20 protein-coding genes are annotated in these 24,233 nt (G+C 58.1%); 12 read left to right on the forward strand and 8 right to left on the reverse strand.

Features of this window, described 5'->3' with window-relative positions; translation table 11 throughout:
- Nucleotides 1-327: 327 nt before the first annotated feature.
- The 4 genes from QWI16_RS06185 to QWI16_RS06200 form a co-directional block, all read right to left on the reverse strand.
- Entirely contained in the window at nt 328-1,191 is an 864-nt protein-coding gene (locus tag QWI16_RS06185; protein ID WP_302711912.1) for a UDP-2,3-diacylglucosamine diphosphatase, read from the reverse strand.
- Between the two features lie 127 nt (nt 1,192-1,318).
- Nucleotides 1,319-2,104, reverse strand: a complete 786-nt coding sequence (gene znuB, locus QWI16_RS06190; protein ID WP_302711913.1) for a zinc ABC transporter permease subunit ZnuB — start codon at nt 2,102-2,104, stop codon at nt 1,319-1,321.
- The gene (gene znuC / locus QWI16_RS06195; protein WP_302711914.1) at nt 2,097-2,861 is read right to left on the reverse strand and encodes a zinc ABC transporter ATP-binding protein ZnuC; all 765 of its coding nucleotides are present in this window, start codon (nt 2,859-2,861) and stop codon (nt 2,097-2,099) included. The genes znuB and znuC overlap by 8 nt, the downstream gene beginning before the upstream one ends.
- Nucleotides 2,854-3,351, reverse strand: a complete 498-nt coding sequence (locus QWI16_RS06200; RefSeq protein ID WP_302711915.1) for a Fur family transcriptional regulator — start codon at nt 3,349-3,351, stop codon at nt 2,854-2,856. The genes znuC and QWI16_RS06200 overlap by 8 nt, the downstream gene beginning before the upstream one ends.
- Nucleotides 3,352-3,417: 66 nt before the next feature.
- Between QWI16_RS06200 and QWI16_RS06205 the strand changes: the two genes are divergently transcribed.
- Complete coding sequence (locus QWI16_RS06205) at nt 3,418-4,320, forward strand: zinc ABC transporter substrate-binding protein (RefSeq protein WP_302711916.1); 903 nt, start codon at nt 3,418-3,420, stop codon at nt 4,318-4,320.
- Here the strand turns inward: QWI16_RS06205 and QWI16_RS06210 are convergent.
- Complete coding sequence (locus QWI16_RS06210) at nt 4,291-4,563, reverse strand: hypothetical protein (protein ID WP_302711917.1); 273 nt, start codon at nt 4,561-4,563, stop codon at nt 4,291-4,293. The two genes, QWI16_RS06205 and QWI16_RS06210, sit on opposite strands and share 30 nt — an antisense overlap.
- A 256-nt stretch (nt 4,564-4,819) precedes the next feature.
- Nucleotides 4,820-5,092: a hypothetical protein gene (locus QWI16_RS06215; protein ID WP_302711918.1), complete on the reverse strand. Its 273-nt coding sequence runs from the start codon at nt 5,090-5,092 to the stop codon at nt 4,820-4,822.
- A 318-nt stretch (nt 5,093-5,410) separates the two neighbouring features.
- Here QWI16_RS06215 and polA point away from each other — a divergent pair, with 318 nt between their 5' ends.
- A complete protein-coding gene (gene polA / locus QWI16_RS06220) occupies nt 5,411-8,131 on the forward strand; it encodes a DNA polymerase I (protein WP_302711919.1) in 2,721 nt (906 codons plus the stop codon).
- A 423-nt stretch (nt 8,132-8,554) separates the two neighbouring features.
- Here the strand turns inward: polA and yihA are convergent, their stop codons facing one another.
- Nucleotides 8,555-9,181: a ribosome biogenesis GTP-binding protein YihA/YsxC gene (yihA, locus tag QWI16_RS06225; RefSeq protein WP_302711920.1), complete on the reverse strand. Its 627-nt coding sequence runs from the start codon at nt 9,179-9,181 to the stop codon at nt 8,555-8,557.
- Nucleotides 9,182-9,356: 175 nt separating this feature from the next.
- Here yihA and QWI16_RS06230 point away from each other — a divergent pair, with 175 nt between their 5' ends.
- From QWI16_RS06230 to QWI16_RS06265, 8 genes are all read left to right on the forward strand, one after another.
- Nucleotides 9,357-10,037, forward strand: a complete 681-nt coding sequence (locus QWI16_RS06230; protein ID WP_302711921.1) for a c-type cytochrome — start codon at nt 9,357-9,359, stop codon at nt 10,035-10,037.
- A gap of 108 nt (nt 10,038-10,145) precedes the next feature.
- The gene (locus QWI16_RS06235) at nt 10,146-10,787 is read left to right on the forward strand and encodes a thiol:disulfide interchange protein DsbA/DsbL (RefSeq protein ID WP_302711922.1); all 642 of its coding nucleotides are present in this window, start codon (nt 10,146-10,148) and stop codon (nt 10,785-10,787) included.
- Nucleotides 10,788-10,901: 114 nt separating this feature from the next.
- Nucleotides 10,902-12,614: a GGDEF domain-containing protein gene (locus QWI16_RS06240; RefSeq protein ID WP_302711923.1), complete on the forward strand. Its 1,713-nt coding sequence runs from the start codon at nt 10,902-10,904 to the stop codon at nt 12,612-12,614.
- A 36-nt stretch (nt 12,615-12,650) separates the two neighbouring features.
- Nucleotides 12,651-13,280 (forward strand): hypothetical protein, encoded by a 630-nt coding sequence (locus tag QWI16_RS06245; RefSeq protein WP_302711924.1) that lies wholly within the window; start codon nt 12,651-12,653, stop codon nt 13,278-13,280.
- A gap of 59 nt (nt 13,281-13,339) precedes the next feature.
- Nucleotides 13,340-15,673: a putative bifunctional diguanylate cyclase/phosphodiesterase gene (locus QWI16_RS06250; RefSeq protein WP_302711925.1), complete on the forward strand. Its 2,334-nt coding sequence runs from the start codon at nt 13,340-13,342 to the stop codon at nt 15,671-15,673.
- Entirely contained in the window at nt 15,673-16,533 is an 861-nt protein-coding gene (locus QWI16_RS06255) for a DUF3034 family protein (protein WP_302711926.1), read from the forward strand. Before QWI16_RS06250 ends, QWI16_RS06255 begins: the two co-directional genes overlap by 1 nt.
- Nucleotides 16,533-16,946, forward strand: a complete 414-nt coding sequence (locus QWI16_RS06260) for a group I truncated hemoglobin (RefSeq protein WP_302711927.1) — start codon at nt 16,533-16,535, stop codon at nt 16,944-16,946. The genes QWI16_RS06255 and QWI16_RS06260 overlap by 1 nt, the downstream gene beginning before the upstream one ends.
- A gap of 103 nt (nt 16,947-17,049) precedes the next feature.
- The gene (locus QWI16_RS06265; protein ID WP_302711928.1) at nt 17,050-19,527 is read left to right on the forward strand and encodes a glycoside hydrolase family 9 protein; all 2,478 of its coding nucleotides are present in this window, start codon (nt 17,050-17,052) and stop codon (nt 19,525-19,527) included.
- 110 nt (nt 19,528-19,637) lie between these two features.
- On the opposite strand, the gene QWI16_RS06270 is transcribed toward QWI16_RS06265, so the two are convergent.
- Nucleotides 19,638-20,633, reverse strand: coding sequence for a glycoside hydrolase family 5 protein (locus tag QWI16_RS06270; protein WP_302711929.1), 996 nt, complete (start codon nt 20,631-20,633; stop codon nt 19,638-19,640).
- A gap of 212 nt (nt 20,634-20,845) precedes the next feature.
- Between QWI16_RS06270 and QWI16_RS06275 the strand changes: the two genes are divergently transcribed.
- Nucleotides 20,846-21,643, forward strand: coding sequence for a PhzF family phenazine biosynthesis protein (locus QWI16_RS06275; protein WP_302711930.1), 798 nt, complete (start codon nt 20,846-20,848; stop codon nt 21,641-21,643).
- Nucleotides 21,644-21,823: 180 nt separating this feature from the next.
- Nucleotides 21,824-24,229, forward strand: a complete 2,406-nt coding sequence (locus tag QWI16_RS06280) for an acyl-CoA dehydrogenase (RefSeq protein ID WP_302711931.1) — start codon at nt 21,824-21,826, stop codon at nt 24,227-24,229.
- Nucleotides 24,230-24,233 lie beyond the last annotated feature (4 nt).

The following is a 24,233-nucleotide window of genomic DNA, read 5'->3' on the forward strand; positions in this document are numbered from 1 at the left end:
ACCCGAAGGGCTGAAGCCAGTTTTGTCCCCAGCGTTGTTGCCGATCGCTTATTTGGAATGACCAAACCACGCTCTCAGCGCCTAGCTGGAAACAAAACTGGCTTTCAGCAGGCGCATATAATTAGTGTGAACAGGCCCTAGTACAAACCCTCTTCTTTAGTCCCGACTTAAGAGGACATGCGGTGACCTAGTTATAGCCAGATGTCAGGAGAGGGCGCCCAACTAACGGGCGCCCAGCCAAGTCGGGTTATTGATCCAGCCCCCAGAAGGCACTCTTTTTCAGTAGGTCGAGAGTGTTAGCCAAACCTCGGCTGGTTGCTGCTTTGATTAGGCGGCCTGTGCCACAGCGGCGTCTTCCTTTTCGCGCCATTGCACTTGGTCGCTGTAGTGGAGCAGGCGCATTTGGCCCGAGTAGTCCTCAACCAGGGCGGTGCAGTTTTCGATCCAGTCGCCGGTGTTGCAGTAGCGAATGCCGTCATTTTCCAGCATGGCGGGGTAGTGGATGTGGCCGCAGATCACGCCGTCAAAGCCGCGGCGGCGGGCTTCGTCCATAGCCTCGTTCTGGTAGGTTTCAATCGCTTCTTTGGCGCCTTTGATGTTGTCTTTGATCATGCCCGCCAGTGAGAAGTAGGGGCGGCCCATCCATTTGCGCCAGCGGTTGGCCCAGCGGTTGATAAACAGCAGCAGATTGTAGGCAATGTCACCAAAAAATTTGGTGATGTGCGAGAGATTGATGTAGGCGTCCATGGCATCGCCGTGCATGATCAGGTAGCGCTTGCCGTTGGCGCAGGTGTATTCGTGCTCCTCGATGATCTCAATGGGGCCGAACAGGTTGCCGGCAAACCGGCGCATGGGTTCGTCGTGGTTGCCCGGTACATAGATTACCCGTGTGCCGTTGTTGGCCATCTCATAGAGTTTGAGCATGACGTTGTAATGCTGCTGCGGCCAGCGGAATTTGCGTTTGAGCGCCCACATATCGATGATGTCGCCGACCAAGTAGAGCGTGTCGCAGCTGATATTGTCGAGAAAATCCAACAGGTAATCGGCTTTGCAGTCGCGATACCCCAGATGGATATCTGAAATCCAGATGGTGCGACCTTTAATCAGCGAACTGTTGGCGGATTTTTTTTTGGCGGAGGATGAGCTGCGGGTGTGTGGTGTGGCGGTGTCACTGGCAGTCATAGTCGTCATGGTTATGGCCTCAGCGTTGCGTTGTGCAAAGTCTGGGTAACGCCTGTGACAGCTAGGCAACAAATTGGTGAAAGTTTGATTACATTGTGGGCGCAGACTGCTATTTGCCGGCGCTCTTTCTGTGCAGCTAGAAACGGCTGGGTTTAAGCAGCGAGAGCACAAAGGCTCCGGTGGCGCCGAGCACAATGGCCGGGCCCGCAGGCCAATCCCAGTAGAAAGACGCGGCGAGGCCGCCGGTGACCGCCAGCGCACCAATGGCACTGGCGGTGATGGCCATTTGCTCGGGTGTGTGGCTCAGGCGCCTGGCGGCGGCCGCCGGAATGATCAACAGGGCGGTGATCAAGAGCACGCCCACGACTTTCATGGCAATCGCGATCACCAGCGCCATCAGCAACATTAGCGCCGTGCGCACAGCGCTGACTCTTACACCCTCCACCCGCGCCAAATCTTCGTGCACGGTAATGGCCAGTAGTGGTCGCCAGAGCCAGGCGAGTACGCCCAGTACCAGCGCGCCCACCAGCCAAATGGTAATGACATCCGCCGCCGTGGTAGCGAGTATGTCGCCAAACAGATAGCCCAGCAGGTTGACCCGTCCGGGGCTGACCAAGCTTATGGCCACCAGCCCCAGCGCCAGGGTGGAGTGCGACAGAATCCCGAGCAGGGTGTCCGTGGCCAGCTGTCGGCTGCGCTGCAAGGCCACCAGCGCCAGCGCCAGGAGCAGGCAGCCAAAGGCGACCGCGGCGTTGAGGTTGATGTCCAGTAGCAGGCCCAGTGTCACACCGAGCAGCGCCGAGTGCGCCATGGTGTCGCCAAAGTAGGCCATGCGCCGCCAGACCGCAAAGCAACCCAGCGGCCCCGCCACCAAGGCCACGCCCAAGCCGGCTCCCAGAGCCAGTAGTAAGAAATCAGGCATGGTGGGAGTGCTCGGGGTCTATTTCGCCGCACTGGTCGTGGGCGTGATCGTGATGGTGGGTATAGAGTGCGATCTGCGCCTGGGCCCTGTGGCCGAAAAGCTCCAGATAGGCTGGGTCGTTGGTGACCTGTTCCGGGTGGCCGTGGCAGCAGATGTGGCCATTCAGGCATACGACGGTATCGGTGTTGGCCATTACCAGATGCAGGTCGTGCGAGATCAGCAGTACGGCGCAACCGAGCTCGTGACGCAGCTCGTTGATCAATGCATAGAGGGCGGCTTGGCCCGACACATCCACCCCCTGCACAGGTTCATCCAGCACCAGTAGTTGCGGATTGCGCAACAGTGCGCGGGCCAGCAGCACGCGCTGCGTCTCGCCTCCAGATAGTGCCTGCATGGGCTGATGGAGCAGGCCGGCCGCGCCGGTGCGCTCCAGCGCTCGCTGGGCGCGGTGTTTGTCGCCGCCGCCGAGGGTGAGAAAGCGCGCAACGGTCAGCGGCAAGCTGGCATCAATGTGCAGGGTTTGCGGCATGTAACCAATGCGCAGGCCGGGTTTGAGGTACAGCTCGCCGCGCGTGATGTTGCCAAGGCCCAGAATGGCACGCACCAGCGTGGTTTTACCCGCGCCATTGGGGCCGATCAGGGTGAGAATTTCGCCGGCGTGAAGCGCCAGGTCGGCGCTGTCGACCAGGGTGCGACCGCCGCGCTCCACACTCAGTTGGCGTGTCTGGACAAGCAGTTCGCGGTTTGTCTCAGGCATCGGCGCTGCTGCGTTTATGGCAGTCGGGGCACAGGCCAAAGACTTCCAGTGATTGAGACGTAACGGCAAAACCGGCGGCGCCTGCGGCTTTTTGAATGCTGTCGCTTACGGCTTTGGAGTGAATTTCTTCAGCCCGACCGCATTCGTCGCAGAGCAAAAAGTGACTGGCGTGGCTGTGATCCGGGTGCGGGCAACCGATAAAGGCATTGAGGGCGCCGATGCGGTGGATGAGCTTTTGTTCGAGTAGAAAGTCCAGCGCCCGGTACACGGTGGGCGGAGCCACCTGGCGGGTCGCCTCGGCGGCCAGCAGATCAATAAGAGCGTAGGCGCCCAGCGGCTTATGGCTCTGCCAGATCAGTTCCAGCACCTGTTTACGCAGTGGAGTCAGGCGCACGCCGCGCTCCTCGCATAAGGTGACGGCCGAGTGCAGCGCATCATTCACGCAGTGCTTGTGATTGTGGCGCCGAAAGGCGAGAGAGGCATTGTCCATAGGGAGAGTATAACGAATATGTTATACTATAACCATTGGTGTGCCTGACGATTTCCCGGAATTTTTATGCCTAGACCCTGTCGCTTCCACAGGCTGTGGCTCTTTGCCCTGCTGATACTGATGACCCTGCCCGGCCGTGCCTCTGAGCCTTTGCAAGTACTTACTAGCATTCGACCGCTGGCGCTTATTGCCGCGGAGGTGGTCGCGCCTGATGATCGGCTGGAAAGCCTGTTGCCAGCCGGAGTGTCGCCCCACGCGTTTAGCTTGCGGGTTTCGGACATGCGCGCGCTTACTGGCGCGGATTTGGTGCTCTGGGTGGGCCCTCAGCTGGAGGCCTTTTTGGCCAAGCCCCTCGCTGGTGCCGCGTCTCGCTCGCTGCAGGCGGCAGCATTGAATGAGATGAGTTGGCCTTCGGCGGCGCCCGTGGATGACCATGGTCACGGCCATGGCCACGGGGTGGACAACCACTTGTGGCTCAACCCGAATAACGCGGTGGTCCTTGCCGAGGCGTTGGCTGAGCGTCTGGGGCAGTTGCGCCCGGATCTGGCCGGGCAATATCGTGATCGGGCTGAGGCGTTTGCGCGGCGAATGGCGTCGCTGGATCAGACGCTTATGGCAGCGCTGGCACCTGTCAGTGAGCGGGGATTTGCCGTTTACCACGACGGGTACCGTCACTTTGTCGAGCACTATGGCCTGCGCCAATTGGATTATGTGTCGGTAACCCCCGAGCTGACCGCGGGGGCGAAGCATTTGTATCATCTTGAGCAGGCGCTGCGCGATCAGGCGGCGTGCCTGTTTGTCGAGCCCTACGCCGATACCACCTCAGCCCGGCAGCTGGGAGAGCGCCTCGGTTTGGGTGTGAGTGAGTTGGATCCGCTGGCGAGCAACCGAGCGGTGGAAAGCTACGATGCGCTGATGCGCGGGCTCGCCGACACGATGCTAGCCTGCCTTCTCGGTGACCAGCGTTGAGGGTGTCAGTACTACGCCCTCGCTGCGCAGGGCGCTGAGCTGGTGGGGGTGAAGTTCATCGGCAAGATGGGCGCAGCAGTTGCGCACGTCTGCGTGGGGCGAGCGGGTCCCGTCGAGCAGCAGGTCGAGCTGACCGCGCTGGGATGAAAGCTTGTGGCGCACGCCGGTGTGGCGGTAGATCAGGCTGGCGAGTTGCTGTAGGCGAAACACGCCGGCCTGCGAAAAGATGAGCTTGCTGTTCACGTTCACTCCCTCTGGCGGTACCAGTAGTTCAGAAAAGACGACGTCCGTTCGTCAGTGTAGGTAACCTGCAACAGCTTGATGACACCGTGTTTACCAGACGTGATCGGTTTGGCTTAAACACTGTGACAGCGCCGCTGTATTGGGTTATATCCCGGGGATGGATGTCACTTTTGGCGACATTTTCCTCCGGAATGATCTGGTTTTTAGTGCCCTTGGGCACAAGCCACGCTTTACTTGCAAACAAACAATCTAAGCTTTAGAGCTTCAGGCGACGCTGCATGTCTTCTTCGAACTTCTTGTCGAGCTTGGCACTGATTTTCTCCGCCAGTTGGTCGGACTTTTCGGCTACATCCAGGTCCAGAACCTTGATGGAGGCCGAGTTCAGTTTTTGCTCGGTTTTAAAGTTGATGGCTTCAGTCGTCTTCGCGGCGGCCAGGGTAAGGCTGTCGCTCGTCTCTGAATTGGCTTCGTCGGCTGTGGCGCTTGCGGCCAACAGCAATCCTGCCAGTAATACACCATAGGTCTTCATAAGATGCCCTCCGTTGGTTGGTGATGCCACTGCGCTGGTGTGTCGCGGTGGCTGATGTCGTAATCGATCGCTTTTGGCGATCTGTTACCATCTGTTACTAATGGTAACAGATAATCTTGGAGTGTCTAGGGGGTAACGGTTTAAAATCTTAATAAAGCTTATAAAAATTTGAATTAAGTCTCTGTATTTTGGTTATTTTCGGTCATGCCTCTTTGTTTGAGCGGCTATTAATCGGCTGGTAACACTTTTGGGTAAAACCTCCGGCGGTGCGATTGGTGTATCCTTGCGGTTCTGAAATACTCTGGCTAAGACTGCGTTATGACCGATAAAGCCCCTGTCGTCCTGGTGGACGGCTCCTCCTATCTCTACCGTGCTTACCATGCCTTGCCGCCGCTGACCAACTCGCGAGGCGAGCCCACGGGTGCCGTGAAGGGCGTGATCAATATGATCCGGCGCTTGCTGAAGGATTACCCCGACAGTCCGGTGGCTGTGGTGTTTGATGCCAAGGGCAAGACGTTTCGCGACGAGCTGTTCGCCGAGTACAAGGCGCAGCGCCCACCCATGCCTGACGATATGCGCCCCCAGGTGGAGCCAATCCATCAGATTGTCCGGGCCATGGGTTTACCGCTGTTAATAGAAGAGGGCGTAGAGGCCGATGATGTCATCGGCACGCTCGCCTGTCAGGCCAAAGACGACGGCCGACCAGTGGTGGTCTCGACCGGTGATAAAGACATGGCCCAGCTGGTGAACCACAAGGTCACGCTGGTCAATACCATGACCGGCACTGTGCTCGATGAAGACGGGGTGCGGGAGAAGTACGGTTTCGGCCCGAAGTTGATGATCGATTTTCTCGCGCTGATGGGCGACAAGGTGGATAACATTCCCGGGGTGCCAGGTGTGGGCGAGAAAACTGCCAAGGCCTTGCTGCAGGGCATCGGTGGGTTGGATGCGCTCTACGATAACCTGGAGGCTATTCGCGAGCTGGATTTTCGCGGTGCCAAGAAAATGCCGGAAAAGCTGCTTGAGCACAAAGATCAGGCCTACCTTTCTTATCAGTTGGCGACCATTAAAGTGGATGTGCCGCTGCACGTCAGTGTCGATGAAATTGTCTTGGGCGAGCCCGACAATGCCGAGCTCAAAGCGCTGTTCCGGCGATTGGAGTTTAAAAGTTGGGTCGATGAGCTAGAAGGTGAAGAGGTGGGAGAAGCCCCGGCGCCTGCGGAGCAGGTCGAGGTGGACTACGAGACCATTTTGGCAAAGGCATCCTTTAACCGTTGGTTGCAGCGTCTCAAGGACGCCGAGCTTTTTGCCTTTGATACCGAAACCACCAGCCTGCACGCTATGGAGGCCGAGATCGTCGGCGTATCCTTTGCGGTGGAGGCGGGCAAAGCGGCCTATGTGCCCCTGGCGCACGACTATCTGGATGCGCCGGCGCAGCTCGAGCGCGACTGGGTGCTCGCCGAGCTCAAGCCCCTGCTGGAAGATGCCGGCAAGGCCAAGGTGGGTCAAAACCTCAAATACGATCGCAATGTGCTGGCCAACCATGGCATCACCCTGCGGGGCATCGCCTGGGACACAATGCTTGAGTCCTATGTGCACAACTCTGTAGCCGGGCGTCACGATATGGATTCATTGGCGCTGCGCTATCTCGACACCAGCACCATTCACTTCGAAGACATTGCCGGCAAGGGCGCCAAGCAGCTCACCTTTAACCAGATAAAGGTAGAGGATGCCGCCCCCTACGCGGCCGAAGACGCCGACATCACCCTCAGGCTGCATCAGCGTATCTGGCCCGAACTCGAGAGTGAGGCGTCCCTGCGCCGGGTGCTGATGGACATAGAGATGCCATTGGTGCCGGTACTGGCCGATATTGAGCGCAACGGTGCGCTGGTGGATGCTGATCAACTGGGCAAGCAGAGCAAAGAGCTGGAATCGCGGCTGGTGGCTCTGGAGCGCGAGGCCTACGACCTGGCCGGGACCGAGTTCAACCTCAGTTCGCCCAAGCAGCTGGGAGTGATTCTCTTTGAGCAGCTGGAGCTGCCGGTGGTGAAGAAGACCAAAACCGGCGCGCCCTCCACCGCCGAAGATGTGCTGCAGGAGCTGGCACTGGATTACTCCCTGCCCAAATTGATTCTGGAGTACCGGGGGCTGGCCAAGCTCAAGTCCACTTATACCGACAAGCTGCCTAAAATGATCAACCCGCGCACCGGGCGTATCCACACCTCCTATCATCAGGCGGTGGCCGCCACCGGACGTTTATCGTCGGCCGACCCCAACTTGCAGAATATCCCCATTCGCACCGAGCAGGGGCGGCGGATTCGCAAGGCTTTTGTCGCGCCTAAAGGCTACCGGATTCTCGCGGCCGATTATTCGCAGATTGAGCTGCGGATCATGGCTCACCTGTCGCGGGATGAGGGCCTGTTGAACGCCTTCGCCGAGGGGCTGGATGTGCACCGGGCCACGGCGGCGGAGGTCTTTGCCACTGAGCTCGATAAAGTCACAGACGAAATGCGCCGCCGCGCCAAAGCTATTAATTTTGGCTTGATCTACGGCATGTCCGCCTTCGGCCTGGGCAAGCAGCTGGGCCTTGGGCGCAGTGAGGCCCAGGGTTACATCGACCGCTATTTTGAGCGCTATCCAGGGGTGGCGCGCTATATGGATGAGACCCGTGCACTGGCCCACGAGAAGGGCTACGTCGAAACCCTATTGGGTCGGCGACTCTATCTGCCGGAAATCAATGCGCGCAATAAGATGTTGCAGCAGGCCGCTGAGCGGACCGCGATCAACGCGCCTATGCAGGGCACGGCTGCAGACATTATCAAAAAAGCGATGATCCGCGTCGCTGGCTGGCTCAATGAGGGCACCCTGGATGCCCGGCTGGTGATGCAGGTGCACGATGAACTGGTGCTGGAAGTCGCCGAAAAAGACGTGGAAGCCGTGCGCGCCGGGGTGGTTGAGCGTATGAGCGGTGCCGCTGAGCTGGCCGTGCCGCTGGTGGTAGACACTGGGGTAGGCGAGAGCTGGGATGAGGCGCATTAATCGTTAATGCAGCCTCAAAAGGGCTTGTTCAGCAATGAATGGAAAAAATCCAAATATTTTGGAACTATTCTGCCGACTGCCCCTCAAAGAAGACAGCACACTGATTGACGTTGGTTTTTCATGAGCTCCTCCTCCCTTGACCCGATGGTCAATTTGGCAGAATAGACTTCTGACACTAAGCCCCAATCCTCTGGTTGGGGTTTTTTTTATGTCCGGGTTCCCGATCGTCCGGAGTCGGTGTTGGCAAACCGTCGGAAACACCAACCAGCTCACAAACTTTTACAAATGCCAGTGAACTTACACTTTACGCCTTAGTCTTAGAAGGCAGCAACGAATTGCTTAGCATGGTAATCCGTAACTGGCATCAACCCCCAAGGGTGTCAGTATTGTGGCCGGTAGCGACAGTTACCGGCTTTTTTTTGTCTATTCAGCGGCTCCGGACTCGCTCAGCAACCAGCCAGTTAGGCGCTGCTTGAGAGTATCCAGGCCGGCGCCTTTGAGTGAAGAGAAGGTTTGCGCGGTGACCAGATCATCGACACCGGCTTCCTTAATGGACTTTTTCACTTGCAGCAGCGTGTTCTGCGCCGGGCCTTTTTTAAGCTTGTCGGCTTTGGTGAGCAGCAGGTGAACCGGCATCTGAGCCTCTACCGCCCAGTTGATCACCATGGTGTCAAACTCCTGCATGGGGTGGCGAATATCCATAACCACCACCAGTCCGGCCAGGCAGCGTCTCTCGTGCAGGTACTCTGACAGGTTCTTCTGCCACTGCTCTTTCATAGCCCGGGGCACCTTGGCGTAGCCGTAACCGGGCAGATCCACCAAGCGGGTGTTTTCACTCAGGTCAAAAAAATTGATCAGCTGGGTACGGCCCGGCGTTTTACTGGTGCGTGCCAGCTTGTGGTTACCCGTCAGAGTGTTGATGGCGCTGGATTTGCCGGCATTGGATCGCCCGGCAAAGGCCACTTCGGCCCCCGCTTCCGGGGGGCACTCGCGAATACTCGGAGCGCTCTGGGTGAAGTGGGCCAGGTTAAAATTTATACGATCGGACATAAAAAGCAGCAGTTCGCGGTGGGCCCGGCAGGCGAGCCTTTTGTGATTGTTCAATTAGTATATAATGCCCGCTGCAACCGGCCCGCGCCAGCTTATTGTGTGCGGGTCCTATGCCTGGCCCTTACGTCAAGGCAGTTCGCCAACACAAAAAAATGACGATGTCGCAGGTTAGCCAATGAAAAAACACGTTTTATCTCTGCTGATGGCACTCGGTGCAACGGCGGTAATGCAATCTGCCAGTGCTGCCGGTGATGCCGAAGCAGGCGCAGAGAAAGTCGCGGTATGTGCCGCCTGTCACGGGCAAGATGGCAACAGCCCGGCTCCCAATTTCCCGAAAATTGCGGGCCTGGGTGAGAATTATATTTTTAAGCAGCTGCAAGATATTCAGGCCTGGGACCAGGCCAGCGGTGAAGAAAAAGCCACTACCGGTCGTGCTGTGGTGGAAATGACCGGTATGTTGAGCGGCATGAGCGAGCAGGACCTAGCCGATATTGCCGCCTACTATGCGGGCCAGTCTATGCAGTTGTCCGGTGCCAAGGAAATGACCGTTAAGGTCAACAGTGGTGCTGACGTGGATGCGCTCAAACTCGGTGAGCATCTCTATCGCGCGGGCAACGCCGAAACGGGTGTGCCGGCCTGCAGTGGTTGTCACTCACCGACGGGTTACGGCAATCCACCGGCTGCCTATCCACGCCTTGGTGGCCAGTACCCGGAGTATATTGAAAAGCAGCTTAAGGCTTTCCGCGGCGGCGAGCGCACCAACGACGGTGATCAAATGACCATGCGTCTGGTGGCCAAGCACCTGAGCGATGCCGAAATCAAGGCGGTAGCCAACTACATTGGCGGGTTGAACTAAAACCGTGCCGCAGAGAAGGCGACCTTAGGTCGCCTTTTTTATCGCCTGGAACTTGCTGCGGGCAAAGGGTCTAAGGCAGTCTGTCGATTCAGTTTTGGAGGAAGCAAAATGATGCGAGTGTTAGTGGCCGTTATCGGCGTAATGATGAGTATGGTGGCCTGTGCCGATAGTTCGGATTCCTCTGCGCCGAGCTACGAGGCGGGCAAGCACTATACCGAGCTGGCCGAGCCGGTACGCACCGACGACCCGGATAAAATTGAAGTACGGGAAATGTTCGCCTATACCTGCGGACACTGTTTCCGTTTTGATCCGCTGTTTCACGAGTGGCGTGAAAAGCAGGCAGATGACGTCAACGTGTTGCAAACCCCGGTTGTCTGGGCCAAGCAAATGGAGCCTTACGCTCGCGCTTTCTACACGGCTCGTTCCATGGGCATACTCGAACAGGCGCACATGGACCTTTTCAACGCCCTGCACATTCAGCGCACGCGGTTTGGTTCCGCTGAGGACTTTGCCGATTTCTATGCTCAGTATGGGGTGGATAAGGAAAAGTTCGTAAAGACCTTTGAATCCTTCGGTGTGGACAGTCTGCTGCGCCAGGGCGACGCCAAGGTGCGCGCTTTCAATATCAGCGGTACACCGGAGTTGGTCATCGACGGCCGTTACACCATCAGTGCCTCGGGTGCTGGCAGCCATGAAGACATGCTCAAGGTGGCTGACTATCTGGTAGAGAAAATTCGCAAGGAAAAATAGCGTTATCTGCGCCCCTATCGGGTTCTGGGAAACCCCGCTTGCGCTTGGCGCTGGCGGGGTTTTTTATGGCATGACTATAATGAAGCGGTACTCAACGTCGGGCCGACACCAATTATGAGCAATAGCGATAAAAGCGGCGAGGGCGCCAGCAAGTGGCGGGACAAGTATCTCGATGCCCTCGACCAGCAGGAAGCCGCGGAGCGGGCGTATCAGGAGGAGCTGCAGATACTGCAGCGGGCGCTGGTCCGGGTCAGTGTGGCCGCCGACGGTCAGCAGCGAGATCTGGACGCGGCTCTGGAGTTGCTGCGCTCGAGCATCCGCAATAACGAAAAAAGCCGTTTTCACAGTGCACTCAAAGCCCTGGATGCGGCCTTGCTGCAGTTTGATGACGCGCGCGATGAGATGAGCACCAGTCTGCGCGCCGCCATGCAGTCGCTGATTGTCCCGCTGCTCGCCCGCGAGCCTGCCCGCCCGCTGAAAAAATCCCTGCGCGAGCTGGCCCAGGAGGTCACTCGCCAGGGGGAGCTGCTGCGCTCTTACCCGGAACTGCTCGCTCGCCTGGCTGGTTTGCAGGCAGAGGTACTGGCGGTTGAGGAAGTGCCGCAGTCGGAAAAAGGCGGCTTTTTGTCACGGCTGATGGGCTCTCATCAGACATCTGCCGCCGAAGGGGGAGAATCCACACCGGTGCACCCGAGTTCGGATCAACCGAGAGAGCGGCTCTCAAGCGGTAAATCCGACCGCGCGCTGTTTGAGCTCAACCCCAACGCCAGCCTGCGAGACAGTGAAACCGTCTCGGAGAACATGCGCAACATCATCAACGACCTGTTGCAGAGCGTGGAGGCTCAGGCGCTGGAGCCCGCGCGCGTCAGCGCACTGCAGCAACGCCTGCGCTCGGGCATCACCAACGCGGACCTGATTCCTATGCTTGAGGAGGTGCGCGATCTGGTGATGGCCGCCTATATGGCTGCGACCCGCACCTTTGCCGCCTATCTCAATGAGGTTAACCTGGAGCTTGCCGATATTTATGGCGTGCTCGATGCGGCCGTATTGCACTCCGGCGACCTGCAGTCGGCCTCCGACACCATGCAGGCGGACGTGCTCGCCGAGTTTGAGCGCCTGCAGAGCCAGGCGAGCGAGGCCACGGATTTGACGCAATTGAAAAATCAGGTGCAGAGCCGTCTCGGGAGCATTCGCGCGGCGTTGAATGCCTATCGCCAGCGCACCAGTGCCGCCGCACCTGTGACCGAACAATTGAGCGCCCTGGCTCACCGGCTCAAGACCATGGAGTCCGAGGCGCGCAAAAACCGCGAGGTGCTCGAAGAGCAGCGTAAAAAAGCGCTGCAGGATTCGCTCACCGGCCTGCCCAACCGCGAGGCCTACAACGAGCGCATCGCCCTGGAGGCTCAGCGCTTTCGTCGCTATGGCAATCCTCTGGTGCTCGCGGTCTGCGATCTGGATTACTTTAAAAAGATCAATGATACACTGGGCCATCAGGCCGGTGACCGGGTGCTCCGCGTTCTGAGTAGCGCCATTAACAAGCGCCTGCGGGAGGTGGATTTTTTTGGCCGCTACGGTGGTGAAGAGTTTGTGGTGATTATGCCTGAGACCACGCCAGAGCAGGCCTATACCGTGCTGGATAAGATCCGGGCGGCGATTTTCAAAACCGATTTCAGCTACAAGGACATGCCGGTGGAGTTGAGTGTTTCTATCGGGATTGCGGAATTTCGCGCGGACGACAGTGCCGAGCAGGTGTTTGAGCGCGCCGATAAAGCACTCTACGAGGCCAAGGCCGCCGGCAGAAATCAATGTCGGCTGGCCGATGGTTAGCGCTGTATCAAGTCCCGATTCTCAAGGGTCAACGACATGAAGTTTTGCAAGCAGTTTGGGGTGCTGGCGGCCTGCATGATGACCGCAGAGGCGATGGCGCTGCAGGTGAATGTCCGCAATTCCAGCGGCGAGCCAGTTGAGTCTGCAGTGGTTGCCGTCTATGGAGACTTGCCACAGCGCCAGATGGAAACGGCCGTCATGGATCAGCACGACCGCCAGTTTTTGCCCCAGGTGTTGGCGGTGCAGGTGGGCACGAAAGTGACCTTTCCCAACAGCGATGACATTCGTCATCACGTCTATTCGTTCTCGCCGGCCAAGCGCTTTGAGCTGCGCCTCTACCACGGTACCACCGCCGAACCTGTGATGTTCGACCAGCCGGGCAAGGTGGTGCTCGGCTGCAATATCCACGACTCTATGCTGGGCTACATTTATGTGCTGGACACCCCTGCCTTTGCCGTGACCGATGTCAATGGCCGGGCGCAGCTGGACGTGCCGCCCGGGCGTTACCGGCTGCAGGTCCAGCACCCGCGAGCGGATCAGCTGACTGAGCAAGCTGTTGCGGTGGGTGCTGATGAGCCTGGTTCGGTGCAGGTAGAATTCGGACGCCTGGCGCCGGACCCACGATCGGTCGGGGACAAAACCGAACTGGAGGCGCTGTTTGATTGATGATGCCGGGCGCTCTCTGACAGCGCAGGGCGCAACCGCTGGGTGGAGCCCAAGGCGCCATGAGTAAGGTCAGTTATCGCTTTAAATTGATGTTGATTTTACTCGGGCTTGTGGTGGCGCTGCAGGCCAGCTCTTACATTGCCACGCGCGTGGTGATCCGCGATGCGGTGGTGGAGGAGGCCTACCGGGAGCTTGAGCGCGGTAGCGAGCTGTTCTCGCAATTGATGCAAACCCGCGCACAACAGCTGGCCCAATCGGTCAGCGTACTGACCGACGATTTTGGTTTTAAAGAGGCTGTTGCAACGGCCGATCGGGCGACCATACGCTCGGTGCTGGTTAATCACGCCGCCAGAATCCAGGCGGATATGGCCCTGGTGCTGGACGACAATCGCCAGCTGGTGGCCAGCAGCATGAATTTGCCGGCCGAGCAGTATCAATTACTCCGCCAGCTTGAGCCGGTCTCAGTGGACAGTGGCAGCCGCTATTCTCTGGTGGTTATCAACGGCACCCTCTATCAATTTGTGCTCTCGCCTATTATGGCACCTCTGCAGATAGGCACCGCCGGTATTGGGTTTGAAATAGACGAAACCTTAAGTGCACATCTGCAAAAGCTTACCGACCTCGAAGTGTCTTTCGTGGCGGATGTGGCGGGGCAGCCGAGCTATCTTAGCGGCACGCTAACCAGTGAGGCGCGCAACCAGCTGATGGCGGAAAAGCCCTTTGCTCACAGTGGCGAGCAAAGTGTCTGGCGCGCCGGGGATATGCTCAACAGCGTTGTCGTACTGGCGCAAACTCCTCAGTTGGTGAGCGCTGTGCTTCAGGTGCCATTGGCGCATGCGCTTAAACCTTTTGCGGTATTGGACACGCAACTACTGACGCTGGCGTTCTCATTCTTTGTCGGTGCCGGTTTGATCGCGATGTTTCTCGCGCGCAGCGTTACGCGCCCGGTGCGCGAGCTGGCGGGCGTGGCCCGCAAAATTGCGGACGGTCACTACGGCTCACCGGTGCGCGTATACGGCGGCGATGAGTTTACCGACTTGGCTCAGGCGTTTACCCGAATGCAAACGGCCATTGCCGAGCGCGAGCAGGAAATTCTGTATCAGGCCGAGCATGACAGCCTCACCGACCTTGCCAATCGCTCGCAGGTTTTCCCCCGCCTGCATCAAACAATCGACACGTGTCAGGCTGCCGGCCAGCAATTGGTGGTGATGGTGGTGGATATCTATAAGTTCACCCAGATTAATGACACTCTAAGTCCGGAAACCGGTGACCGTGTCTTGCGGGCGGTGGGGGGCCATCTCGAGGCTTTGGTCGGGGAGCAGGGCAGGGCGCTGCGGTTGGGCAGTGACGAATTTTTACTGTTGATGCCGGTCGCCGGTGCGGCCCAGGCACTGGAGTTTACCGAGCAGGTGGTGCGGCAGTTTGACCGGACTCTGCATCTGGATGAGACGGATATCAAAATTGAATTGAATATGGGCTATGCGGTGTTTCCTGAACAGGGCGAGAGTGCTGAGCTTTTATTGCGCCGGGCCAACTTGGCATTGAACCAGGCTAGGCAATCGCATGAATTTGTGTGTCGCTACCGCTCTGGTTGGGACGAAGATCATCTCAGGCGGCTGCAACTGTTTGCCGATTTTAAGCAGGCGCTGCTCAACGATGAGATCAGCCTCTATTATCAGCCGAAAATCGATCCGCGCCAGCGCGAGCACGTGGGCGCTGAGGCACTGATTCGGTGGGTGCATCCGGAGTTCGGATTTGTGAACCCGGAAGAATTTATTGCGGTGATTGAAAGCGCGGGGCAGATTTCGCTGTTGACCCGCTGGGTCATTCGCACTGCAGTCAAACAGGTGCAGCAGTTGCGCGCCCAGGGTATAGAGTTGACCATGTCGATTAACCTCTCGGCGCTGGATTTGTTGGAAGATGATCTTCACAGTTATATCAGCAAACTTCTGCACGAGCATGAATTGCCCAGCCGTTGTCTGTGTCTGGAAATCACCGAGAGCGCCATTATGCAGGAGGCAGAGCGCAGCATGGCGAACATCCAGCGTCTGCACGAGTTGGGGCTTTTGATTTCAATTGACGACTACGGCACCGGCTACTCTTCGTTGTCGCAGATGAAACGCTTGCCGGTCACCGAACTGAAAATCGACAAGTCTTTTGTGCTGGATCTTGACAGCAACGAAGACGATCGCCAAATCGTCAAGTCCACCATAGAGCTTGGCCATACGCTGGGGCTGAGCGTGACAGCCGAAGGAGTGGAGACGGAACAGTCCCGTGACTGGTTGGTGGCAAACGGCTGCGATATCCTGCAGGGCTACCTGTACAGTAAGCCCGTGCCTGCAAGAGAGTTTGGCCATTGGCTGGAGCGTTATTTGCGCGGGGGGGATATCTGATGCGGCGCATTTTGAGTATGGCGCTGTTGGCGCTGTTGACGGCGCAGGCTTTTGCGGACACTCAGCGCAGCCGGCTGTTGGCCACCGGCGCCGTCACCACCGTGGAGGGCAATGCCGGAGGCGGCATTGTCCCCATGGCGGTCATCGCTGGCTATGGCGCTCGCGAGGAGGTTGGGGGCACAGCGTTTATTAGTCGCGTAAAGGTGCCGGATTATGATCTGGTAAGCGCCGGCGGCGCCTGGGGTTGGCGTAACCGCCTGGAAGTGTCCCTGGCCGATCAGCGCCTGGAGCATCCGACCTTGTCGGCGGCGCTGGGGGTGACCGATCAAACCATCCGTCAGAGCGTGGCGGGTATCAAGCTGCGCTTGGCGGGCGATATTCTCTATACCGCCTATCCGCAGGTGAGCCTGGGCCTCAATTACAAAAAGAATCACGATTTTTTGATTCCTTCGGCGGCCGGTGCTCTGCGCGACAGTGATACCGAGGCCTATGTGGCGGCGAGCAAGGTCTACCTCGGTGGCTTTTTTGGCTACAACCTGCTGCTCAATGGTGTGGCCCGCTATACCCGCGCTAACCAGACCGGCCTAGTGGGTTTTGGCGGCGACCGCAATGACAAGCGCGAGTGGCTGGGTGAAGCCTCTGCCGGCGTCTTTTACAATAGACATTGGCTGATCGGTGCTGAGTACCGGCAAAAGCCGGACAATCTTTCTTTTGCCAGTGAAGACGACTGGCATACGGCTTTTATTGCCTGGTTTCCCAATAAAACCATCGCGGTCACCGCCGCTTATGTCGATCTGGGGGAGGTGGCGACTTTGGCCGATCAGGACGGTTGGTATCTGTCGGTGCAGGGGAGTTTTTGATGCGAACGCTACTGTTTCTTATGGCTCTACTGATGCTCGGGTGCTCTGCAACCCCAACGTCCAGTCTCTATCAAAAGCTCGGCGGAGCGCAGGGCGTGGATGCCATTGTGTATGAGCTGATCGTGAACATCGCTCGTGACGAGCGCGTGATAGACCGCTTTAAGGGCGTTGATATCGAGCGCTTTCGCACCGGGCTAGTGAATTATATCTGCTCTGTCAGTGGTGGAGGCTGTGAGTATACCGGCGAGTCCATGCAGGTGGTCCACGCCGGACACCAGTACACCGATACAGAGTTTAACGCCATTGTGGACAACCTGATTAAGGCCATGGATCGGCGGAATGTCCCCACCCGCACACAAAATTCGTTGCTCGCCCGGCTGGCGCCGGATTACCAAAACGTTGTCTATCAGTAACCAAAGGTTACAAAAATTAACCGGCGAGTGGGTGTGGCTGGATACAATATGAACACCCGCCGCTGTCGGGATGATGATTATAATATTGCCCAAGGACATGCCCATGAAGCCCCTCCTAGTGTTGGCACTGCTCTGCTTTGCCGCCGGCCTGCAGGCCGCTGAATCGCTCGAACTCAACGACAAAAACTACTTTGCCAAGCCGGGCCTGAACGTGACGGTTTTTGCGGATATATATCCCGACGGTCACCAGACCGGTGTCACCGTGATCCAGCACGGCGTGCGCACGGCCGCCAACGGCGATTTGCGCCTGGAGATCTCCCCGGGTCAGTGGTCGCCGGTGCCCGCCGCTGTCGGTGAAGCGCATGTCGATGTTAAAAATCAGCGTATCTCCCAGACTCTGGCTTACCCGGACGAGAGCAAAAACCGCAAGGGTTTTAACCCCATCGAGTACCCCGACCTGACGTTCAGTTATCAGGTACACGTGGAGGCACTGGAAGGCAACAGCGTCAAAGTGAGTGTGGATTTGAAAAAGCCCCTGCCGGATGAATGGGTCGGCAAGGTCGGTTTTAATCTTGAATTGTTTCCGGGCGAGCTCTTTGGCAAGTCCTATTTGATGGATGAAAGCTCGGGTATTTTCCCCACGCAGCCCAATGGCCCGTTGCTGGAGCAGCATGGCGAATGGCTGGCCGAGCCGCTGGCACAGGGGCAAAAGTTGGTGGTTGCCCCTGAGTCGGACAAGCAACGCATGGTCATTGAGCGGGTGAAGGGCGGCCAGTTGCAGTTGTGGGACGGGCGCACAAATCACAATAACGGCTGGTACATTGTTCGCGCCGAAGTGCCCGCCGGCGCCAGTAAAAATGCGATTGAGTGGGTGATTACCCCGCATGTGATAGACGGCTGGCGCTACCAGCCAGTGATTCAGGTGTCGCAGTTGGGTTACGGCGTCAGCCAGAGCAAAATGGCGGTGATCGAGCAGGACAGCCGCGACACCAAAGCCGATAGCGTGACCCTGTTAAAGCTCGGCGAGACAGGAGCGGTGACGGTCAAATCGGCCAAGCCCGAGCCCTGGGGCGCGTTTTTGCGCTATCACTATCTGCGCTTTGATTTCTCCGACGTCACCGAGCCCGGCATGTACCAAATCGCCTACCGAGGGTTGAAATCCCAGCCCTTTAAAATTGGTAAGGACGTTTACTCGCGCCACGCCTGGCAGCCGACGCTGGAATACTATCTGCCGGTGCAAATGTGCCATATGCGCGTCAATGAAAAGTACCGGGTGTGGCACGACAAGTGTCACCACGACGATGCTCTGATGGCGCCGGTCAACTACAACCACATCGACGGTTATATCTCCGGCCCCTCCACCTTGACGGACTATGAGCCGGGTCAGCCGGTTGCTGGCTTAAACAAGGGTGGCTGGCACGACGCGGGCGACTACGATTTACGGGTAGAGTCGCAAATCGGCACCACTTGGTTGTTGGCCATGATGGTGGAAGAGTTTGGTCTCGATTACGACGCAACCTTGATCGACCAGCAAAAGCAGTTGGTGGAAATTCATCAGGCTGATGGCAAGAACGATGCGTTGCAGCAGATCGAGCACGGCCTGCTTACCGTGCTCGGTGGCTACCGGGCACTCGGGCGTTTGTACCGGGGCATTATTGTGCCCACGGTTCGCCAGTACGTGATGCTCGGTGACGCCAGCGCGCAAACGGACAATCTGGTGTATCACCCAAGTTTGGAGCCCGGTGAAGTGAAAGACGGTCGCTCGGGTAACTTCGACGACCGCTGGGTCTTTACCGAGGAAAACCCCGAGCGGGAGCTGGACGTCGTCGCCGGGCTTGCCGCCGCCTCACGGGTGATGCGTGACTACAATCCGGCGCTTGCAGAGGAAGCTCTGGCGGCAGCGGAAGCTTTGTTTGCCCGCGCGTTTGAGCAAACCGACAAAACCGGAGTGAAAGCCTTTGCGCTGGCCGAGCTCATCCTCGCGACCGGCAAGGCAGATTACGTCGACCGTTTATTGGCGATGCAGGCGGCGATAGTCGCCGATATCGACAACACCGCCTGGGCCATTGGCCGGGTCGTCAATAAGCTTGGCAATGACGACTTTGCTAAGGCGGTGAAGGCCGCCGTGGTTGAGCAGCAGCAGCGCGTGCAGGAACAGGCGCGCGAAACGCCCTACGGCGTCCCCTATCGCCCACACATCTGGGGTGCCGGCTGGGGCATTCAGGAGTTTGGGGTAAAGCAGTACTTTGTGCACAAAGCCTGGCCTGAGATTGCAGACAGCGATATCTACGTGAACGCGCTGAATTTTGTGCTGGGCGTGCACCCAGGGAGCAATACCGAGTCCTTTGCTTCGGGTGTGGGCTCAGATTCGGCGCTGGTGGCTTATGGGGTTAACCGCGCCGACTGGTCGTATATTCCAGGCGGTGTGATTTCCGGCACGGCTTTGATTCGCCCCGACTTGCCTGAGTTAAAAGAGTGGCCCTTTTTCTGGCAGCAGACCGAGTACGTCATGGGCGGCGGCGCAACCAACTATATGTTTTTGGTGCTGGCGGTAGAGGCACTGGAAACGGCGCGCGAGTAAGGCGCTGCGGCGGCCCTCTTGTCCAGTGCCGATTCCGCTAAAAGCTTGAGGTAAAAAGCCCGGGTTTCTCCCGGGCTTTTAGCGCTTGCGAGAGCGCTGTGGGCGTTGCATTACTCGTCGCCGCTGTAATCCACCGTGTGCCAGTTTTTGACAATGGATTTTACGTAGCGACCGGACTCGGTTAAATCGGCGTCCGTCCACTGGCCGTCGGGCTTGGTGCCCGGCTTTAACACAGAGGCGCCTTCTTCTTTGTCATTTAGCGCCCAGTTGGCGTGACTGAGTTGGTGCTCGCGCATAAAGTCCAGCCATTGTTCTGTGCTCGCGCGATCCACGCCGCCGTCGCCGTTGGCATTCACCGTGCCCCACTCGGTGACCATGAGCGCCAAGCCGTTATCCAGCGCGTAGCGCGCTTTGTCCCGCAGTTCTTGTTTGTGGGTGCCGGCGTAAAAATGCAGGGTGTAGGCGAGATTATCAAACCCCTTTATGGGGTTGTCTGCGGCTTTGTCCACATCCTGCGACCAAGTTTGGGTGCCGACAATGATCAGGTTGTCCGGATCAATGTTACGAATCGCGCCTATGACGGTTTCAGCGTAGGGTTTGACCGTCGTTTGCCAATCTGTGGTGTTGAGCGGCTCATTGTAGATCTCGTAAATAATGTTGGGATTCTCGCCGTACTTGCGCGCAAAATGCTCGAAGAAAGTAACGGCCTGTTTCGTGTGCTTCTCGGCGTGATGGGCGTGCCAGTCGAGCAGGACGTACATACCCTGATCGAGGGCGGCATCAATCACAGTCTCGGCCTTTTGATAGTTGTCTTCCGGCGCCTGTATGACGCTGCCGTTGCCATCCACGCCAATGGCGGCGCGAATGATCGGTGCGTTCCACTGTTCCTGAATGTAGTTGACCACCTCGGCGTTGTAGTAGCGATCGGCTCCCCAGCCGTTGTTGCTCCAAAAAAGGCTGGGGCCGGCAAAGGAGACAGCGTTGCCGTGGGCGTCGACGATGCGGTTGCCTTTGACGCTGAGCGCACCGTGCGTTTCAACGGCCGTATCGGCAAAGGTCATGCTGCTGGCGGCAAGAACTAAGAGTAAGGCAGGCGTTTTTACCATGGTCTTCACCTTATTATCTTTATAGAGTTCTCCATACTAGTAACCCTTAACCTGAGTGTCTATGCTCCCACCCAGAGCCAACACATCTTTACAGCCGCAGCGCGGCGCTGTACTGCGTAGCGGGGGAAAAACTGTGTCTGTAACTGCCGGCGACCTGCGCTGACAATAGCGGTTATGGAATAAACCCGTGTGACGCGTCAGAGGATAATCTTATGCAGCTCGCCCTATCTGTGGTCAACGCCTTCGCCGAAGGTCCCTTTACCGGTAACCCCGCCGCCGTCGTCATTACCCGCGACCCCCTGGACGATGGCTTGATGCAGGCTATCGCTGCCCAGAACAACCTTGCCGAGACGGCGTTTGTCGTCACCGGTAAGACGCCCATGACGCTTAGGTGGTTTACCCCAACCACGGAAGTGGATTTGTGTGGTCACGCGACTTTGGCCTCGGCGCAGGTGTTATTTTCTCAGCAGCCGCAGCTTGAACGGGTGGAATTTGACAGTGCTTCGGGCATGCTGAGTGTCGAGCGCTGTGGGAAGAGGCTGCAGCTGGATTTCCCCGCGCGTCCGGCCCAGCCGGTCACTGCGCCCGATACTCGGGCGATTGCAGCCGCGCTCGGCTGCGCTGAGGATGACATTGTCGCCGTGGCTGCCGCCAAAGTGCTCCTGGTGCAGCTGCGCGGTGAGGACTGTGTGGCGCGACTAGCGCCGGATTTTCGCGCATTGAAAACTCTGCACAGCTTTGCGGTAATGGTGACGGCTGAGGGGGAGCAGGTGGACTTTGTCGCCAGATTCTTTGCGCCCAACGCGGGTATCGACGAGGACCCGGTAACAGGCTCGGCCTACACCACCCTCGCGCCCTACTGGCGCTCGCGTCTGGGGCGCAATCCTCTGACGGCCAGGCAGTTGTCCGCCCGTGGCGGCTGGCTTGAGTGCGAGTGTCGGGGTGAGCGGGTGTTGATCTGCGGTCATGCTGAGGCGTACCTAGAGGGAAGTATTCATTTGCAGCCGTAGATTTTGCATGTCTTAACGGTGTAAAGGCTTCGCGAATCGACTATTGTTAGGGGCAGGCCAGCAAGTAGAGTAAGGTAGTATGGTCTACTGCCTGCTTGTGTGTGGGCCTCTTGTTTGGGCGGTGTCGGGCCAGCGGTCGGGCATCGCAACGGACTGCACGATTGATCGGAGAAGTTCTCTATGTTCCTGTTGTCGCTGGTTTTGTTTATTGCTCTATTGACGGCCGTGCTCTATTACCAGGTGGGTCTGGTGGTGGGCTCGGTCGCGCTGGTCGCGGGATTATTTGCCCTGACTTTCCTCTCTCCCTGGATGTGGCTGTTTTTGCTGCCGGTGGCTGCTGGGGCTGTGTTGCTCAATCTCCCGCCGCTGCGGCGTCAGTTGATTACCGGGCCGGCCTACGACTTTTTGCAAAAGGCGATGCCGCCCATGAGCGTGACTGAGCGCGAGGCCATGGAAGCGGGTACCACCTGGTGGGAAAAGGACCTGTTCAGCGGCCAGCCGGACTGGAAAAAATTTGTCGATATCGAGCTGCCCCAGCTCAGTGAGAAGGAGCAGAGCTTTCTCGATAACGAAGTCGAGCAACTGTGCGGCCTGATTGACGAGTGGCAGATCTTCAAGGACCAGGATCTCACTCCCGAGGCCTGGGAGTTCCTTAAGAAACAGGGCTTTTTTGGACTGATCATCCCCGAAGAGTACGGAGGCCGGGATTTCAGCCCCTACGCGCAGTCGCGCATTATGAGCAAGATCGCCAGTCGCTCGGTCACCGCCGCTGTGACCGCTATGGTGCCCAACTCCCTGGGCCCGGGCGAGCTGTTGATGAAATACGGCACCCAGGAGCAGAAAGATCGCTGGCTGCCGGGCCTCGCCGACGGGACTGAAATTCCTTGTTTCGGTCTCACCGGCCCCGAGGCCGGTTCGGATGCCGGCTCCATTCCCGATATTGGTGTGGTCTGTAAAGGCGAGCACGAAGGGCAAGAGGTCGTCGGTATTCGCCTGAACTTCTCCAAGCGCTGGATTACCCTGGCGCCCGTGGCAACCGTAGTCGGTTTGGCCTTTAAACTGCGCGACCCGGACGGTTTGATGGGCGATGCAGACAAGTCCGACTATGGCATCACCTGTGCGTTGCTCCCCGCCGATCATCCCGGCGTGGAGATCGGTAAGCGTCACAACCCGGGCTCTCCCTTTATGAACGGCCCCATCAAGGGTAAGGACGTGTTTATCCCGCTCGACTGGATCATCGGCGGTGCCCCCATGGCCGGTAAAGGCTGGCGTATGTTGATCGAGTGTCTGGGTGCCGGACGCGGCGTCTCCCTGCCCGCGCTGTCCACCGCCAGTGGTGAAATGAGCTACCTCACCGTTGGCGCCTACTCGCGTATTCGCCGTCAGTTCAACATGGAGGTGGGTAAGTTCGAGGGGGTGCAGGAGGCTACCGCCGAGATCGCCGCCAATGGTTATGCTCTGGAAGCTTTCCGCCAGCTGGTGACGCGCGGATTGGATACCGGCGCACCCTCGGTCATGACCGCCATGGCCAAGTACCATGCCACCGAGATGATGCGCACCTCGGTCAATCATGCGATGGACGTGGTGAGTGGGCGAGCCATTCAAATGGGGCCGCGCAATTTCACCGTGTTTGCCTACCGCGCCCTGCCGGTTGCCATCACCGTGGAAGGCGCCAATATTCTTACGCGCTCGCTGATGATTTTTGGACAGGGCGCCATGCGCTGTCATCCGTATTTATTCGATGAAGTGCAGACCCTGCAGGCAACCGATAAAGACGCGGCGTTGGACACCTTTGACTCGCTGTTTATGAAGCATTTGGGCCATGTGTTCAGCAACCTGACCCGGCTCAAGCTCTACAGCTTTACCGGTGCTCGCTTCAGTGCCGTGCCAGTGAATGCCGATGATTTCTCCCGCCGCTGGTATCAGCGCATTAACCACATGAGCGCCGCGTTTGCGGTGGCAGCGGATGTTGCCTTGGGTGTGCTTGGCGGCGACCTGAAGCGCCGCGAGTTGCTCTCGGCGCGCCTCGGCGATGTCCACAGCCAGTTGTTTATTGCCTGCAGCATACTCAAGTACCACGGCGCGCATCCACGCAGCAAAGAGGAAGACCTGCACGCCGAGTTTGCGTTGAAAACCGCTCTCTACAAGGCGCAGATGGCGCTGTTGGCGTTTTATCGCAACTTCCCCTCGCGGGCGATCGCCTGGGCCTTTAAAGCGGCGACCTTCCCGCTGTTCCGGCCCTACAAGGCGCCGAGCGACGATGACATCCGCGCCCTCGGCAACTTGATCATGGATAACAATGTTGTTCGCGAGCAACTGGCGGGTTATGTTTACTTGAGCTCTGATCCCACCGATGCGGTCGGCCGGGTGGAAACCACCTACCGGTTATTGTTGGAGCTGGGGGATGTATGGAGTGCCTTTAGCCGTGCCCAGGCCAAAGGCGAATTGTCCGGCGAGACGCTCGAAGAGCGTTTAGAGGATGCAGTCGCTAAGGGTGTGATTCAGCAGGCCGATGTTGAGCCTCTGAGAGTCTATGACGAGCGCCGCTATGACTGTCTGCTGACGGATAATTTCGACAAACTGTAGAAAC

The sequence above is a fragment of the Gilvimarinus algae genome (assembly GCF_030518215.1).
GTDB lineage: Bacteria > Pseudomonadota > Gammaproteobacteria > Pseudomonadales > Cellvibrionaceae > Gilvimarinus > Gilvimarinus algae.